This is a genomic window from Streptomyces sp. NPDC017246, assembly GCF_044331325.1.
Lineage (GTDB): Bacteria > Actinomycetota > Actinomycetes > Streptomycetales > Streptomycetaceae > Streptomyces.
On record NZ_JBIRMW010000011.1, the window covers coordinates 178879 to 194724 of the forward strand.

A 15846-nucleotide genomic window follows, 5' to 3' on the forward strand; every position below is an offset into this window, starting at 1 on the left:
GACCCCGGAGGCCCCCGATGTCTCTGCCCGCCGCATTCCACGAGATCGCCAAGCGCGTCAACAACTGGGGCCGTTGGGGCCAGGACGACGAAATCGGCACGCTCAACCTCGTCACCGACGAGGTCGTACGGGAAGCCGTCGCCACCGTCCGCACCGGCCACCGCGTCCCCCTCGCCGTCGACCTCAGACAGGACGGCGTCCAGACCGGCATGATCCCCGGCCGGGTCAACCCGCTCCATGTCATGGTGCAGATCAACCAGGAGCTCTTCGGCCCCGGCACCGTCGCCACCAGCGACGACGCCGTGACCCTCGGCCTCCAGGCCGGCACCCACTGGGACGCCCTGACGCACGTCTCCCACTCGGGCCGCATCTACAACGGCCGTCCGGCCGCCACCATCACCCCGCACGGCCGCTCCGAGTTCAGCGGCATCCACACCGCCCGGCACCTCGTGAGCCGCGGGGTCCTGCTCGACGTGGCGGCGGCCAAGGGCCTCGACCGGCTGCCGGGCGACCACGCCGTCACCCCGGAGGACCTCGACGAGGCCGCCGACTTCGGCGGGGTGACCGTACGGTCCGGGGACATCGTGCTCGTACGGACGGGTCAGATGCGGTCGTACCTGGCCGGCGACCGGCACGGATACGCTTTCCCGTCACCCGGGCTCTCGGTCCGTACGCCGGAGTGGTTCCACGCCCGGGACGTCGCGGCCGTCGCCAACGACACCCTCACCTTCGAGATCTTCCCGCCGGAGATCGAGGACCTGTGGCTGCCCGTGCACGCCCTCGACCTGGTCGAGATGGGGATGCTCCAGGGGCAGAACTGGAATCTGGAATCTCTGTCCACAGCCTGTGCACAAGAGCGGCGCTACGCGTTCCTGCTCTCGGCGATGCCCGAACCCTTCGTGGGCGGCACGGGCACACCGGTGGCACCGGTCGCGGTCCTCTGAGCCGGATCGTCAGGCTCTTCACGGGCGGCGGCGCGCTCGCGCGCGCCCCGAGCACGGCACGGCCGCCGCCACCCGGCCGCGACCCGCACACGTCGAGGGCCATCGGCCCGGACAGGCTCCGGGCCGTACGGTCCTCGGCTCCCCTCGCCGCGAATCGCTCACCCCAGGGTGAGCAAAACGCCACGAACCGTCAACAGCGCACCCGTCCGGGCGACATCGACGCCCCCGGATTCACCGGGCCGACCGGCCCCGGCCGCACGGCGGGAGCCGGGTCCACCTCGCACCAGATGCTCTTGCCGACACCCTCGGGCTGCCAGCCCCACCGGTCCGCGAGGCCGTCCACCAGCTCCAGGCCGCGCCCGTTGGTGTCGTCGCCCTCCGCGTGCCGGGGAGCCGGCGGGCGGTCGCTCGCGTCGGCGACCTCGACCCGCACCCCGCCCTCCGCCGCGAACAGCATCCGCAGCACGGCCGGACAGCCGGTGTGCACCACGGCATTGGTCACGAGCTCGGAGATGAGCAGCACCAGCGTCTCGGCCAGCGGCTCGTCGTCCCCTATGCCCGAACCGGCGAGCCGTGACCGGGCCCACCTCCGGGCTCGCCCCACCTCCGCCGGGTCCGGCCCGACCTTCAACTGAACCTGAAGCACCTGCACCGCTCACACCATCCGAACCGGCGGACACATCGCCTCGCGCCTCACAGCCATCGACGCCCTTACGGAACGTGAATTCCTTGCGAGACAGCATGGTTGACGTACAGTCACCGCAACAAGCGCTTCGGGCATATTCCAGCGCGAAGGAGTACGCGTGGCCCATACTGTGCGACGCGCGCTGCGGGGAGTCGAACAGGAGCGCGCGGGGCGCCTCCCTGGGGCGCGAGCGGCGCGCATTCCCGGGCCCGGAGTCACCGCAGGGGCGACACCGGGACGATCCGGGCCAACGAGCACTCGCATCCCACGGAGCGTACCGGAGCCGGAGGCCGACTCCGGGCCGTGACGGCCCCGGCGAAGGACACAACCGGATATCAACATTCCGTGACCCGCCGGGCGCACAGAGCGACAGCTCCCCGGGAGGGCGGCCGGCTCACAGCCCCGCGGCCACCGCCTCCTCCGCGCGCGCGGCCGGCAGGCGCAGCTCGGCCCGCACCCAGGCCCGCTTCAGATGCAGATGGACGTCCGCCTCCCAGGTGAAGCCCATGCCTCCGTACACCTGGAGACAGTCGCGGGCGTTGGCGGTCGCCGCCTCGTCGGCGAGGAGCTTGGCCCCGGCGATCTCGACGGGGTCGACGGTGAGGGAGGCCGCGCGGACGGCCGCGCGGGCGAGCTCGGTCCGCACGAGCATCCCGGCGCAGAGGTGCTTGACGGCCTGGAACCCGCCGACGGGCTGCCCGAACTGCTCCCGCTCCCGGGCGTAGGAGACGGCCATCCCGGTGGTCCGCCCGGCGCTCCCGACCTGCTCGGCGGCGATGAGGAGGACGGCCTCGTCGGCTCCGGTCGCGCCCCCGTCGCCGGGCACCCGGTGCAGGGGTGTCAACGGGTCGACCGACCGCACGGGTACGGCGCCGGAGGCATCCCCCAGCACCACGTCCGCCGCGTCCAGCCACGGCACGAGCCCCTCGCCCGCGGCGGTGACGACGACATCCCCCTCCGCCGCCCCCGGGACGGCCCCGGCGGCCAGGTGGGTGGCCACCAACGGCCCCGGCAGCAGCGCCCTCCCGGCCTCCTCGAACACGAGCACCGCCTCCGGGAGGCCGAGCCCCACACCGCCCTCCTCCTCCGGGACCCGCAGCGCGAAGAACCCGGCCGCGCCGAGCTCCCGCCACAGGTCCCGGTCCAGGGCGCCGCCGGAGTCGACGGCCGCCCGCAGTGCCTCCCGGCCGAAGCGGCCGTCGAGGAGGTCCCGTACGCCCCGGCGCAGGGCCCGCTGGTCCTCGCTGAGTCGGAAGTCCATGGCGGGGGTCACCGGCCCTTCGGCAGGCCGAGGATGCGCTCGGCGACGATGTTGCGCTGGATCTGGGAGGTGCCGGCGGCGATCGTGTACGAGAGGGAGGACAGCCGGTCCAGGGTCCAGTCGCGGCCGAGGTCGAGCGCGTCGGGGCCGAGGACGGCGGCGGCGGCCTCGTAGAGCTCCTGGCGGGCGTGGGAGTAGTGCAGTTTGAAGACGGAGCCGCCCGCGCCGGGCACTCCGCCGGTCGCCTGGGCCTCGCTGACGTTGGCCTGGACGATCCGCCACAGCGCCCGGAACTCGGCGGAGAGCCTGCCGAGACGGCGGCGCAGGACGGGGTCGTCCCAGGTGCCGTTCTTCCGGGCCGTTCGGGCGAGTTCGCCGAGGAGCCGGCGGCAGGCGACGACCTCGCCGACGAACGCGGTGCCGCGTTCGAAGGAGAGGGTGACCATGGTGACGCGCCAGCCGTCGTTCTCCTCGCCGACCCGGTTCTCGACGGGTACCCGCACCTCGTCGAGGAAGACCTCGGCGAACTCCGTGGAGCCCGCGAGGGTGCGCAGCGGCCGTACGGTGACGCCGGGCGCGTCCATGGGCATCGCGAGCCAGGTGATGCCCCGGTGCTTCGACGGGGCCTCCGGGTCCGTCCGTACGAGCAGCTCGCACCAGTCGGCGACCTCGGCGTGCGAGGTCCAGATCTTCTGGCCGCTGACGACGTACGCGTCCCCGTCCCGTTCCGCTCGGGTGCGGAGCGAGGCCAGGTCGGAGCCGGCGCCGGGTTCGCTGAAGCCCTGGCACCAGACCTCGTCGCCGCGCAGGACGGGCGGCAGCCAGCGTGCGCGCTGCCCGGTGGTGCCCTCGGCGGCGATGGTGGGGCCCGCGTGGAGGAGTCCGACGAAGTTGGCGCCGACGTAGGGCGCTCCGGCGAGTTCGGTCTCCTCCAGGAAGATCAGCCGCTGGGTGGGGGACGCGTCCCAGTGGACGTCGGCGTATCCGGATTCGTACAGCCTGCGCTGCCAGCCGCAGTCGTACGCGCGGCGGGCCGGCCAGTCCAGCGGGTCGGGTTTCGCGGGGAGGCCGGGCAGGGTGGCGGTGAGCCATTCCCTGAGCCGGGCCCGGAACTCCTCCTCCTCGGCGGTGCAGCCGAGGTCCATCAGACGATGCCGAGGTCGAGCATGCGGATGGCGTTGCCCCGCATGAGCTTGTAGACCGTCTCGTCGTCGAGGCCGCGCACGTGGTCGAGGGCGACCTCCTTGGTGTGCGGGAAGGTCGAGTCGACGTGCGGGTAGTCGGTCTCGAAGGTGGCGTTGTCGCGGCCGACGACGTCGAGCGAGGCGATGCCGTGCTTGTCGCGGAAGAAGCAGCAGAAGATCTGCCGGTAGTAGTACGTGGACGGGGGCTCGGGGACGAGGTCGCGGACGCCGCCCCAGGCGCGGTGCTCCTCCCAGACGTCGTCGGCGCGTTCGAGGGCGTAGGGGATCCAGCCCATCTGGCCCTCGCTGTAGGCGAGCTTGAGGGTCGGGAACCTGACCAGGACCCCGCTGAAGAGGAAGTCCATCATCGAGGCCATCGCGTTGTTGAAGCTGAGGGAGGCCTGGACGGCGGGCGGGGCGTCGGGGGAGGCGGCGGGCATCTGGCTGCTGGAGCCGATGTGCATGTTGACCACCGTGCCCGTGTCCTGGCAGACGGCGAAGAAGGGGTCCCAGTAGCCGGAGTGGATCGACGGCAGTCCGAGGTGGGTGGGGATCTCGGAGAAGGTGACGGCCTTGACGCCGCGGGCGGCGTTGCGCCGGATCTCGGCGACGGCGAGGTCGATGTCCCAGAGCGGGATGACGCAGAGCGGGATCAGCCGGCCGCCGCTGTCGCCGCACCACTCCTCGACCATCCAGTCGTTGTAGGCGCGGACGCAGGCGAGGGCGACCTCCTTGTCGTGTGCCTCGGCGAAGGTCTGGCCGCAGAAGCGGGGGAAGGTGGGGAAGCAGAGGGAGGCCTCGACGTGGTTGAGGTCCATGTCGGCGAGGCGGGCCTTGGGGTCCCAGCAGCCGCGTCGCATCTCGGCCCGGGTGATGCCTTCGAGGGTCATGTCGTCGCGGTCGAAGCCGACGGCGGCGATGTTGCGCTTGTACGGGAACTTGAGGTCCTCGTAGATCCACCAGTCGGTGGGCGGGCCGTCGGGGTCCATCGTGATCTGGTACTTGCCGGCGACGTAGGCGAGCTCGCCGATTCCGGCCGTGAGGGGCTGCGGTCCCCGGTCGCGGTACTTCTTCGGGAGCCAGGTCTCGAAGAGGTGGGCGGGTTCGATCACGTGGTCGTCGACGCTGATGATGCGGGGCAGTTCCGTCATGACCCCTCCATGTTTCTGATGGACCGTCAGATCTGACGGGATCAGGCTAGCCCCGCACCCCTGGACCGACAAGCGCCCGGCCTCTACGCTCACCGCACTATCTGACGGAACGTCAGCCGTGAGGAGTACGGCCGAGAGGAGTACGGTCATGGATCAGACCGCGCACGCCCTGGGCGGGTCCCGCACGCTCTGGGAACTCGTCGAACGCCGCGCCGCCCTCACCCCCGACCGGCCCGTCCTCCTCCAGGGCGACCGCGTCCTCACCTTCGAAGGCCTCCGCGCCCGCGCCGAACGCTGCGCCGCCGGCCTCCACGCCATGGGCGTGCGCCCCGGCACGGTCGTCGCCTGGCAGCTGCCCACCCGCATCGAGACCGCGGTGCTCTCCTTCGCCCTCGCCCGCCTCGGAGCCGTACAGACCCCCGTGATCCCCTTCTACCGGGACAAGGAGGTCGGCTTCGCCCTGCGCGAGTCCAAGGCCGAGTTCTTCGCCGTCCCCGGAGTCTGGCGCGGATTCGACCATACGGAGATGGCACGCCGGCTCGGCGCCCACGGCATCTTCGAGGCATACGGCCCCGAATCCCTCCCCGACGGCGACCCGGCCCTGCTGCCCCCGCCGCCCGCGTCGGGGACCGACGTCCGCTGGATCTACTGGACCTCCGGCACGACCTCCGACCCCAAGGGCGTCCTGCACACCGACCGCTCGCTCCTCGCGGGCGGCTCCTGCCTCGCCCACGCACTCCGGCTCACCGACGCGGACATCGGCTCGATGGCCTTCCCCTACGCCCACATCGCCGGGCCCGACTACACGGTGATGCTGCTGATGTACGGATTCCCCGCCGTGATGTTCGAACAGTTCGCGCTGCCGGAAGCCCTGGACGAGTACCGGCGGCACGGCGTCACGGTGGCCGGCGGCTCCACCGCCTTCTACGCGATGTTCCTCACCGAGCAGCGCAAGAAGCCGGACGAGCCGGTCCTCCCCACCCTGCGGCTGCTCGCGGGCGGCGGGGCACCGAAACCGCCGGAGATCTACCACGCCGTACGCAAGGAGATGGGCTGCCGGCTCACCCATGGATACGGCATGACGGAGGTCCCCATGATCACCATGGGCGACCCCGACGACACCCCCGAGAACCTCGCGACCACCGAGGGCCGACCGCCCGCCGGCATGGAGATCCGCATCACCGGCTCCGGAGAGGTCCTGCTGCGCGGCGAAGCCGTCTGCCAGGGCTATCTGGACCCGGCCCAGACGGCGGCCGCCTTCGACGAGGACGGCTTCCTCATCACCGGGGACGTCGGGCATCTGACCCCGAGCGGGCACCTCGTCCTCACCGGCCGCGTCAAGGACATCATCATCCGCAAGGGAGAGAACATCTCCGCCAAGGAGATCGAGGACCTCCTCCACCGGCACCCCGACGTCGGCGACACCGCCGTCATAGGCCTCCCCGACACCGAGCGCGGCGAACGCGTCTGCGCCGTCGTCGAACAGCCCGCGGGAGCCGCCCCGCTGACCCTTCCGGCCGTGACGGCCTTCCTGCGGGAGGCGGGCCTGTCGGTCCACAAGCTGCCCGAACAGCTGGAGGTGGTGGACGCGCTCCCCCGCAACGAGACGCTGCGGAAGGTGCTGAAGTACCAGCTCAGGGAGCGATTCGGTCCGTCGCGGTGAGATCCGCCCTGGTGACACCCTGGGCGCCGTCGTCCACGGCGACGGCGGCCGCCGCCTCGGTGAGCGCCGTCGGCACGTCCACGTACACCTCGAAGAGCCGCCGGACGCCCAGCGCGGCGAGCACCCGGCCGACATGACCTTCCCTGTCCTCGGGAAGGATCAGCCGCAGCCGACCCCCGCAGGAACGGAGCAGCCGACGGGCCGCGATCAGCACCCCCACCCCGCTGGAGTCGCAGAAGCGGACGGAGGACAGATCGATCACCACGTCGTGGCGGCCGCCCGCCACGGCGTCGTGGACGCGGCGGCGTATCCGGGGGGAGGTGACCAAGTCCATTTCCCCCCGGACGCGGAACACCGTCCAGGAGCCGTACTCGTTCTCGTCGACCTCGATCGTCGTCACGGTCGGCGCCTGCCCCACCGGAGCGGCGCGAAACCCCCGCCCCCAGGGATGACGCGTTCCTTACCATCCGCGTCCGCGTCAAGGGCGCACTTGCGGCAAACAGGCGTACGTCGTCGGGGCGGCGCACTACTTTGGAGGAGAACCGGGGAGCCGGGAAGGCGGAGGGTCGGATGGCGATGGACACACCACCGCGCTGGGACCGCAGGATGCAGCAGCGGCTGGCGCGCGGCGAGGCCGCCGCGCTCGGCGAGCTGTACGACCGGTTCGCCGCGCTGGTGCACAGCCTCGCCCACCGGGTCCTCGACGACGACGACGCGGCCGACCAGATCACCCGCGAGGTCTTCGGCTACATCTGGGAGAACCCCGACGCGTACGACCCCAAGCAGGGAAACATGCGCTCGTGGGTCGCCAAGCTGACCCAGCGGCAGGCCGTGCACCGGCTGCGGCAGGCCGAGGCGACGGCGTACGCGGAGACCGGCCGGGGCTCGGCGGAGGAGCTGGAGCAGAAGGTGCGCCGCGCCTCCGTCGCCGCCCGCGCCGACTACATCGTCACGTCCATGCCGACCCCGCTCCGGGCCGCACTCGAACTGGCGTACTTCCAGCGCCGGGACTACCGCCAGACCGCCGCCGACCTCGGCGTCACCGAGGACGAGGCCCGACGGCGCCTCCGCCTCGGCCTCCAACTGCTCTCCTCGGCGAACCGCCCCTCCGACGTCGGCGGCCCGCCCGGCTACGGGCGCGCACTGTGACCGGGGCGAACGGCGACGACGGCGACGATGTCGCACGCGCCCCGTGGATACCGGGGCCGCGCCGGGCGGCGGACGACCACGCGGACCTGACGGCGGAGGCGTACGGGCACAGGGCCGAGGTCGGGGACGAGGCGGAGGAGACACCCGGGGCGGAACCCGAACCGGACGTACCGGTCCTCACCCACGGCGTGCTCAAGTCCCTCCTCGGGGCATGGGCGCTGTCGGCCTGCTCGGCCGGGGAGACGAAGGCCGTCGAGGACCACCTCACGACCTGCGCACCGTGCGCGGACGAGGCCCTGCGGCTGCGGGACGCGGTGACCCTGCTGCACGAGGACCGCGACCTGGACCTCGACCCGCTGCTGCGGTCCCGGGTCCTGGAGAACTGCCTCGGCCGGCGCCCGGCCCGCATCCCGGTCCCCGAGTGGGTCACGCCCTACGACGCGGAGACCGCGCGGCTCGACGCGCTGCTGCGGGACATCGGCGAGTCGGAATGGCACGCGCCGGTACGGCTCAAGTGGTACGACGGCGACCGGATCGTCCGCCGCAAGGCGACGGTCGCGGGAGTCATCGGCCATCTGCTCGCCGTCGACGGCCTGGTGTCCTCGGCGCTCGGCCTCGACGACCCGCTGGGCGCGCAGACCCCGGAGCTGTCGCCGTCCGAGCGGACGGAGGCGTTCTGGTCGGGCCTGGACCGGCCGCCGAACCGGATGCTCCGAGGCCCCTGGCGGGAGCAGAGCCACACCCTGATCCGCACGGTCTCGTTCGCGGGCCGGGGCGTGGCGGACCTCACCGTCACGTACAAGGACTTCGCGCTCCCCCTCCGCGACTCGCTCCTGGAGCGGGCCTTCGAATGCTGGGTGCACGCGGACGACATCGCGAACGCGGTGGCGTACCCGTACGCCCCGCCCAGCGGCGCGCACCTCCACGGCATGATCGACCTGGCGGCCCGTCTGCTCCCCGCGGCCCTCGCGAACCGCCGCCGCACCGGCCTCGCGGCCCCGGCCCGCCAGCTGGTGGCCGCGGGCGCGCCGGGCCGCTCGCTGCACCTGGAGGTGGAGGGCGCGGGCGGTGGCCACTGGTACATCGCGCTGGACTCACCGGCGGCGGTCGGCTCACCGGAACTGGCGGTGGCGCAGGTGGCGATGGACGGCGTCGAGTTCTGCCAGCTGGTGGCGGGCCACATCTCCCCGGAGGAGGCGGCGGCGGGCCAGGACGGCGACCGCGAGGCGATCAAGGACGTCCTGTCGGCAGCGGCGTCCTTGAGCCGCCTGTAACCACCCCACCACGAACGCCGCCCCGCGTGTTGGGCGCCGCCCCCACGCTGCGGGCGCCGCCCGCGTTGTCGGCATCGCCCGCGTTGTCGGCGTCGCCCCCGCGCTGCGGGCGTCGCCCCCCGTTGCGGGCGTCGCCCCCCCGTTGTGGGCAATCGTCCCGCTGGGCGGGACGGGTGGGCACAACGGACGTCGCCCCTTGCCGGGCCCAGGCTCCCCGCACCTACCCGCACCCCGAGGACGTCCGGACCCCGTTGCCGGCCCGCCGGAGGGACCTGGGGGCGCCGTCCCCGTGGGGCGCGACGCTCTAGGGGTGCGGGGGGCGCAAGGGGCGGAGGCGCCGCCAAGGGCGCCGTTCCGTTGTGCCCACCCGTTCCGCCCCAGCGGAACAGTTGCCCACAACGGGGAGGGCGACGCCCGCGGCGGAGGGGTGGCAGTGGCGGGGCGTGGGGTTACGCGAAGACGACCGTGCGGCGGCCGTTCAGGAGGATCCGGTGCTCCGCGTGCCACTTCACCGCACGCGCCAGCGCCTGGCACTCCACGTCCCGCCCGACCGCCACCAGCTGGTCGGGGGTCACCTCGTGCCCCACGCGTTCGACTTCCTGCTCGATGATCGGGCCCTCGTCGAGGTCGGCCGTCACATAGTGCGCGGTCGCGCCGATGAGCTTGACGCCGCGGGTGTGCGCCTGGTGGTAGGGCTTGGCGCCCTTGAAGCTGGGGAGGAAGGAGTGGTGGATGTTGATGATCCGCCCGGAGAGCTGCTTGCAGAGGTCGTCGGAGAGGACCTGCATGTAGCGGGCGAGGACGACGAGCTCGACGTTCTGCTCGCGGACGAGGTCGAGGAGTTCCGCCTCGGCTTCGGCCTTGGTGTCCTTGGTGACGGGGATGTGCCGGAAGGGCAGCCCGTAGGAGCCGACGAGTTCCTGGAAGTCCGTGTGGTTGGAGACGACGGCGACGATCTCCACGGGCAGCGCGCCGATCCGGGAGCGGAACAGCAGGTCGTTCAGGCAGTGGCCGAATTTGGACACCATGAGGACGATCCGCATGCGCTGGTCGGCGCGGTTGATCTGCCAGTCCATCTCGTAGGAGTCACCGACCGCGGTGAAGCTGGCCCGCAGCTTGTCGACGTTCACGGGGGTCTCCGCCGAGAAGTGGACCCGCATGAAGAAGAGTCCGCTGTCGCGGTCTCCGAACTGCTGGCTGTCCTCGATGTTGCACCCGGTGATGAAGAGGTAGCTCGACACGGCGTGCACGATGCCCTGCTTGTCGGGGCAGGAGAGGGTGAGGACGTACTGGTCGGTCATCCCGTCAGCCTGCCACACCCGGGCACGCCGGGTGACCCGCTGTCCGGCAGGCGGAACGGCGGGGGATCGTTTCAGGACCTCGTCATGATGTGGAGCACGTCGAGGGAGCGCGGAGGGGTGTCGGGGTCTTCTCCGTCGGCGTGGGCGAGGCGTACGTGGGCCTCGCGGGCGGCGCGTACGGCTTCGGGCCAGCCGTGGTGCTGGAGGTACGCGGAGACGGGGGCGTCGGGTCCGACCTGGTGCATGATGCGGAGCACCCGGAGGACGGCGAGGTCGACGAGGGCGGCCTCGCCGGTGTCGCGGAAGATCGAGCCGACGTATTTCTCGGCGGACCAGTTGTCGAGCCAGGTGTCCTCGACCAGGCGGTAGACGGCGTCGGTGACGTCGCCGTATCCCTCCTGGCCGGCCAGCCAGGTCGTCTCGTGGAACCCGGGGTCGGAGAGCATGTGCAGCGCGGAGCGCACGTTGATGCGCCAGCGCCACCAGGGCATGTCGTTGAGCGGCATGCCGCCCATGGTGGAGGAGCGACGGCCGCGACGGGAAGAGTTAACCGAACCGGAGACTGGACTGGACACGTTTCGATCGTACGTTCCCTTGTCCGGTAACCGGAGTCGCCCCCTCGCCACCCCCGTAATTCACCTTTACGTCACCCACCGTTGAACCGTGCTCACTCCCGCGTTACCCGTGAGGCGGAAATGTGCATGCCCATGACCGGTAGGCGACTGACCTCACTCCTCGCATGCGTCACGACCTCGGCGGCCGGAGCTTCATTGCTCACCGGTTGTGGTGTGCTCCCTGGGGCCACGGGGGGCTCCAGGGAGCCCGTCACGGTGATGACGTGGGCTCCCGACCAGACCCGAGCGACCAATATGCCCGGAATGCCCGCCATGGCGCAGGCGTTCGCCCGGTGGGTGAACTCCCAGGGCGGCATCGACGGCCACGAACTGCGCGTCCTCACCTGCAACGAGCACAACAGCACCACCGGCGCCGCCGCCTGTGCGCGCCGGGCCGTCCGCGAGAACGCGGTCGCGGTCGTGGGTTCGTACAGCCAGAACGGGCGCGCCTTCATGGCCCCGCTGGAGGCCGCGGGCGTGCCGTACATCGGGGGCTACGGCATCTCGGAGGACGAGTTCACCAGCCCGCTCTCCTACCCGGTGAACGGCGGTCAGGCGTCCCTCATCGCCGGTCACGGCATCCAGCTGGCCGGCTCCTGCCGCACCGTCTCCCTCGTCCGGCCGGACACCCTCGCCGGAGACAAGCTGCCCGAGCTCCTCAACTCCGGCCTGCGCAAGGCGAGCCACCGCAGCGCCGTGGACATTCCGGCGGTGGAGGACGCCGCCGAGTACACCGCGCAGGCCTCCCGGGCCCGGGAGAAGGCCGGCGAGGAGGAGGGCTGTGTCACCGCCGTGCTCGGCGAGCGCACCCAGACCTTCTTCGACTCGTTCCGGCGGCTCCCGGGGCAGGAGGGCGGCGACGGCGGCTCGGGCCGTGGTGCGGACGGCGGCTCCGGCTCCGACGGGAAGTCCGGCTCCGGCGAGGAGAAGGACTCCGTGCGGATCTCGTCCGTCCTCGGCAGTGTCGGCCAGCCCGTGATCGACCGCACCGGCGGTGCCCACAGTCCCTTCGAGGGCGCGTACGTCACCGGCTGGTACCCGGAGGCGGCCGACAAGAGCTGGGCGCCGATGCGCAAGGTCATCAAGGAGCACGCCTTCGCCGACAACCGGGTCGACCCGGCCGACGCGGGCGTGCAGACGACGTGGATCGCGTACACGGTCCTCAAGGACGTCGTCGAGGCCCTCGACGACGACACGATCACGGCCGACGCGATCGCCCACGCCCTCGACCAGGGTGAGCGGATCGACACCGGCGGTCTGACCCCGACCCTGCGCTGGAAGTACGAGGACCTTCTCGGGGCCCCCGGCTTCCCCCGGATCGTCAACCACGAGGTGACGTTCCAGGTGGTCCGCAAGGGGCAGCTGGTGGCGCAGAAGCCCGGCTTCGTCGATGTCGGCGAGACCGTCCTCAGCGCCCCCTGAGCCGTCCTTCCCGTCCGGGCCGGGGGCATGGGCCGCCCCGGGCGGCCGCGCGACCGCTACAGCTGGCTGTACGCGCGCTTCTCCAGGCCGTACTTCGTGGCCGTCGGGTTCCACAGCGAGGCCGCCTGCTTCTTGGCGGCGGTGGCCTCGCCGCTCTTCTTGTTCGCCTCGGCCAGCTGGCTGGTCGAGCGGGCCTTGCCGCCCTTGCAGGCCTTCTTGGCCTTCATCTGGTCGCCCCAGGCGGCGTAGTGGTCGTCCGCGGAGGCGGAGGCCTGCCAGGCCTTGGTGAGCGCGGCGGTCAGCGCGGGGCTGTTCGGGATCTTGTCGACCGACAGCGACTGGAGCTTGGTGACCAGGCCCCGGCGCTGCTCGGCGGCGCCGCGCAGGTCGGTCGCCGCCTTGTCCAGGTTCTTGCACTGCTTGATGGACTCGACCGAGCTGATCACGGTGTCGCGGCTGCTGCTGCTGGTCGCGAGCAGCTTGCTCAGCTCCTGCGCCTGCGGCTCCGCCGGGTCGGCCGGCTTCTCCGCGGGCGTCGTCGCCTCGCCGGACGGCGCGGCGGAGCTGGCCGCCACGTTCTGGCCGCCCTTCTTGGGGTCCTTGTCCTCGTCACCGCCGCTGAGGAGCGCGCCGGCGCCGAGGCCGACGACGGCGCAGCCGACGACGACGGCGGCGATCAGGGCGACCGGAGACTTGCGGCGGGCGGGCGCGGGCTCGGCGCCGTCGTCGTAGTAGGCGTCCTGGTAGGCGTACTGCTGCGGGGGCGGCGGGGGCTGGTGCTGCTGGTGGTACGGGGCGGGGGCGGGCTGCTGGTACGCCTGCGTCTGCTGAGGGGCCCGCGGGGCCTGCGGGGCCCGCGGCGCCTCCGTACGGAAGAGGTTGTCGAACTCGGCGGGCGGCTGGCGCTCACCGGGCTCCTGCGCCGGGACGGGGGCGATGTACTGGGTCGCGTCCGAGGCTCCCGCGGGCCCGGGGCCCTGCTGCTGGAGCGGTCCCGTACCCAGGAACTGGGTCTGCGGGCCCCCGCCCTGCTGCGGCGGCACCGGCGCGATGTGCTGGGTGGCCTGCATGTCACCGGCGGCCGGCGGCGGGTATCCGTAGCCGGGCCGCGGACCGGGCGCCTGCGGCATCCCGCCCTGCCCCTGCTGCTGCATCCCCTGGGCCTGCATGCCCTGGGCGGGCGGCATTCCGCCCGCGGCCGGCGGCGGGTATCCGTATCCCTGCTGCGGGCCGGAGACGGGAGGCATCCCGCCCGGCACCGGGGCGATGTGCTGGGTCGCCTGCATGTCGCCGGGACCCGGGGCGCCCGGGCCCGGGTAGCCGTAGCCGGGCTGCGGCGGCATGCCCTGGGCCGGTATCGGCGCCAGGTACTGGGTGGACTGCGTGTCGGCGGCGGCGCCCGGTGCGGCCTCCGGCGGCAGGGGCTGCGCGGGCGGCAGCGGCTGCCCGCCCGGCTGGCCACCGGCGGGACCCCAGGCGCCACCCCACGGCTGTGCTCCCCCTTGGGCATCCTGCGCGGGGGGCACCGCCGGGTACTGCGGCTCCGGACCCTGTCCGTTCTGCGTCACCGGGACTCCTACTGATGGACCGACCTACGGAATCGTCGGCCCACGCTACCGGGTGCGCGCGGGGCTCCGCACACACGTGTGAGCCCGGTTACACAACCTTCTCGAACGGCCCGGTCCCGGCCGGGGACTACGCCGCGTACAGCTCCATCCGCGCCCCGAACTCCCGCACCACCGCCTCCCCCGCGTACGGCTCCAGGCGCTCCCGCAGGTCGTCCAGGTACTCCGCGCCCCGTGACGACCGCAGCGTGCCGAGGAGTTCGAGCGCGCGCGTCCCCGTCCGGCAGGCCTGCTCGACCTCCCGCTGCTGGACCTGAGCCGTGGCGAGCAGCGCGAGGCCGATCGCGCGGCGCCGCGCCCGTGTCTCCGGGTGACCGGCGATCGACTCCTCGGCGGCCCGCGCGGCCGCCTCCGCCTGTCCCAGGTCCCGGTAGCAGTGGGCCAGTTCGTCCGCGAGGTAGGCGTGGTCGAAGTGGGCGATCCAGGCCGGGTCGTCGCCCGCCTCCGGATCGGCCTGTTCCAGGGCCCGTACGGCACGGCCGGCGGCCGTCTCGAAGGCGCTGAGGTCCCCGAGGAGCGCGTGTCCGCGCGCCTCGGCCGCGAGGAACATGGCCTCCGCCCGCGGCGGCACCTTCCCGCGCGCCCCCTCCTGCGCGGCCCGCGCCAACTGGGCGATCTCCCGGGGGTTTCCGAGCTGGGCGGCGAGGTGGCTCATGGAGGCGGCGAGCACATAGCCGCCGTAGCCCCGGTCGCCGGCGGCCTGGGCGAGCCGCAGCGCCTGGATGTAGTAGCGCTGGGCGAGGCCCGGTTCGCCGGTGTCCACCGCCATGTACCCGGCGAGTTCGGTCAGTCGGGCGACCGCGGCGAAGAGCTGCCGGCCGACCGCCTCCCGGTAGGAGCCGGACAGCATCCCCGACACCACGCTGTTGAGGTAGTGGACGACCACCGGGCGGACGTGGCCGCTGCCGAACCGCCGGTCGAGGTCGACGAGCGCGCTCGTCATCTCCCGTACGGCGGCCACGTCCGCGACCCCGACGCGGGCCCCGGCCGTCCGGGCCACGTGCTGGTCGGGACCGGTGATCAGCCAGTCCCTGCTGGGCTCGACGAGGGCGGAGGCCGCGACCGTGGAGCCGGAGAGGAAGTCGCGGCGGCCCACGTCGCTGCGCCACAGCTCGCAGACCTGCTCGATCGCGCCGGGGACGGTCGGCGCGAACTGGAGCCCGACACCGGCGGCGAGATTCCGGCCGTTGGCCATGCCGACCTCGTCGATCGTGACCGTACGCGCGAGCTTGCGGCCCAGCGCCTCGGCGATGATTCCCGGCGCACGTCCGCGCGGCTGCTGCCCGCGCAGCCAGCGCGCCACCGACGTCTTGTCGTACCGCAGGTCGAGTCCGCGCTCCGCGCCGACCATGTTGACCCTGCGGGCGAGGCCGGCGTTGGAGCAGCCGGCCTCCTGGATGAGCGCCTGGAGCCGTTCGTTGAGCTGACGCGGAACGAGTGGCCTGGCTGCCATGAGTACCCCCTGAGGCCGTGCGGTGATCACTGGAGGAGTGATCACTGCCCGGTGAATATCCGGTCAATGCCGATGTGAACACGCGAAACCGGACACGTCGGCCGCGGCTTCGCCACCGGC

General features: G+C 72.5%; 14 protein-coding genes. 5 read left to right on the forward strand and 9 right to left on the reverse strand.

The features are described 5' to 3' along the window. Positions 1-17: 17 nt before the first annotated feature. Entirely contained in the window at positions 18-944 is a 927-nt protein-coding gene (locus ACH4MY_RS25235; RefSeq protein WP_398005973.1) for a cyclase family protein, read from the forward strand. Between the two features lie 190 nt (positions 945-1134). Here ACH4MY_RS25235 and ACH4MY_RS25240 read toward each other — a convergent pair whose 3' ends face one another. The 4 genes from ACH4MY_RS25240 to ACH4MY_RS25255 all read right to left on the reverse strand — a co-directional run bounded on the left by ACH4MY_RS25240 (position 1135) and on the right by ACH4MY_RS25255 (position 5225). Beyond that, on the reverse strand, positions 1135-1596 hold the full coding sequence (locus tag ACH4MY_RS25240; RefSeq protein ID WP_398005974.1) for an ATP-binding protein: 462 nt from the start codon (positions 1594-1596) through the stop codon (positions 1135-1137). 427 nt (positions 1597-2023) lie between these two features. Next, complete coding sequence (locus ACH4MY_RS25245; RefSeq protein ID WP_398005975.1) at positions 2024-2890, reverse strand: acyl-CoA dehydrogenase family protein; 867 nt, start codon at positions 2888-2890, stop codon at positions 2024-2026. Positions 2891-2898: 8 nt separating this feature from the next. Next, positions 2899-4035, reverse strand: a complete 1137-nt coding sequence (locus ACH4MY_RS25250; RefSeq protein ID WP_398005976.1) for an acyl-CoA dehydrogenase family protein — start codon at positions 4033-4035, stop codon at positions 2899-2901. Next, complete coding sequence (locus ACH4MY_RS25255) at positions 4035-5225, reverse strand: amidohydrolase family protein (protein WP_398005977.1); 1191 nt, start codon at positions 5223-5225, stop codon at positions 4035-4037. Before ACH4MY_RS25255 ends, ACH4MY_RS25250 begins: the two co-directional genes overlap by 1 nt. A gap of 148 nt (positions 5226-5373) precedes the next feature. On the opposite strand from ACH4MY_RS25255, the gene ACH4MY_RS25260 reads away from it, so the two are divergent. Continuing rightward, entirely contained in the window at positions 5374-6888 is a 1515-nt protein-coding gene (locus ACH4MY_RS25260) for a class I adenylate-forming enzyme family protein (protein ID WP_398005978.1), read from the forward strand. On the opposite strand, the gene ACH4MY_RS25265 is transcribed toward ACH4MY_RS25260, so the two are convergent. Beyond that, positions 6860-7288 carry an STAS domain-containing protein gene (locus tag ACH4MY_RS25265; RefSeq protein ID WP_398005979.1) on the reverse strand — a complete coding sequence of 143 codons (429 nt, stop codon included), beginning with the start codon at positions 7286-7288 and terminating at the stop codon, positions 6860-6862. The genes ACH4MY_RS25260 and ACH4MY_RS25265 overlap by 29 nt on opposite strands. Before the next feature lie 170 nt (positions 7289-7458). On the opposite strand from ACH4MY_RS25265, the gene ACH4MY_RS25270 reads away from it, so the two are divergent. Both ACH4MY_RS25270 and ACH4MY_RS25275 read left to right on the forward strand, forming a co-directional pair. Continuing rightward, positions 7459-8037 carry a sigma-70 family RNA polymerase sigma factor gene (locus ACH4MY_RS25270; protein ID WP_398005980.1) on the forward strand — a complete coding sequence of 193 codons (579 nt, stop codon included), beginning with the start codon at positions 7459-7461 and terminating at the stop codon, positions 8035-8037. Continuing rightward, a complete protein-coding gene (locus tag ACH4MY_RS25275; protein WP_398005981.1) occupies positions 8034-9311 on the forward strand; it encodes a maleylpyruvate isomerase N-terminal domain-containing protein in 1278 nt (425 codons plus the stop codon). Before ACH4MY_RS25270 ends, ACH4MY_RS25275 begins: the two co-directional genes overlap by 4 nt. A 449-nt stretch (positions 9312-9760) precedes the next feature. Here the strand turns inward: ACH4MY_RS25275 and purU are convergent, their stop codons facing one another. Together purU and ACH4MY_RS25285 are read right to left on the reverse strand one after the other, a co-directional pair. Next, positions 9761-10612, reverse strand: coding sequence for a formyltetrahydrofolate deformylase (gene purU, locus ACH4MY_RS25280; RefSeq protein WP_398005982.1), 852 nt, complete (start codon positions 10610-10612; stop codon positions 9761-9763). 71 nt (positions 10613-10683) lie between these two features. After that, complete coding sequence (locus tag ACH4MY_RS25285; RefSeq protein WP_398005983.1) at positions 10684-11127, reverse strand: hypothetical protein; 444 nt, start codon at positions 11125-11127, stop codon at positions 10684-10686. A 180-nt stretch (positions 11128-11307) separates the two neighbouring features. Between ACH4MY_RS25285 and ACH4MY_RS25290 the strand changes: the two genes are divergently transcribed. After that, positions 11308-12648 (forward strand): ABC transporter substrate-binding protein, encoded by a 1341-nt coding sequence (locus ACH4MY_RS25290; RefSeq protein ID WP_398005984.1) that lies wholly within the window; start codon positions 11308-11310, stop codon positions 12646-12648. 56 nt (positions 12649-12704) lie between these two features. Here ACH4MY_RS25290 and ACH4MY_RS25295 read toward each other — a convergent pair whose 3' ends face one another. Continuing rightward, positions 12705-14216: a hypothetical protein gene (locus ACH4MY_RS25295; protein ID WP_398005985.1), complete on the reverse strand. Its 1512-nt coding sequence runs from the start codon at positions 14214-14216 to the stop codon at positions 12705-12707. A 127-nt stretch (positions 14217-14343) separates the two neighbouring features. Beyond that, positions 14344-15726, reverse strand: coding sequence for a transcriptional regulator (locus ACH4MY_RS25300; RefSeq protein ID WP_398005986.1), 1383 nt, complete (start codon positions 15724-15726; stop codon positions 14344-14346). Positions 15727-15846: the final 120 nt, after the last annotated feature.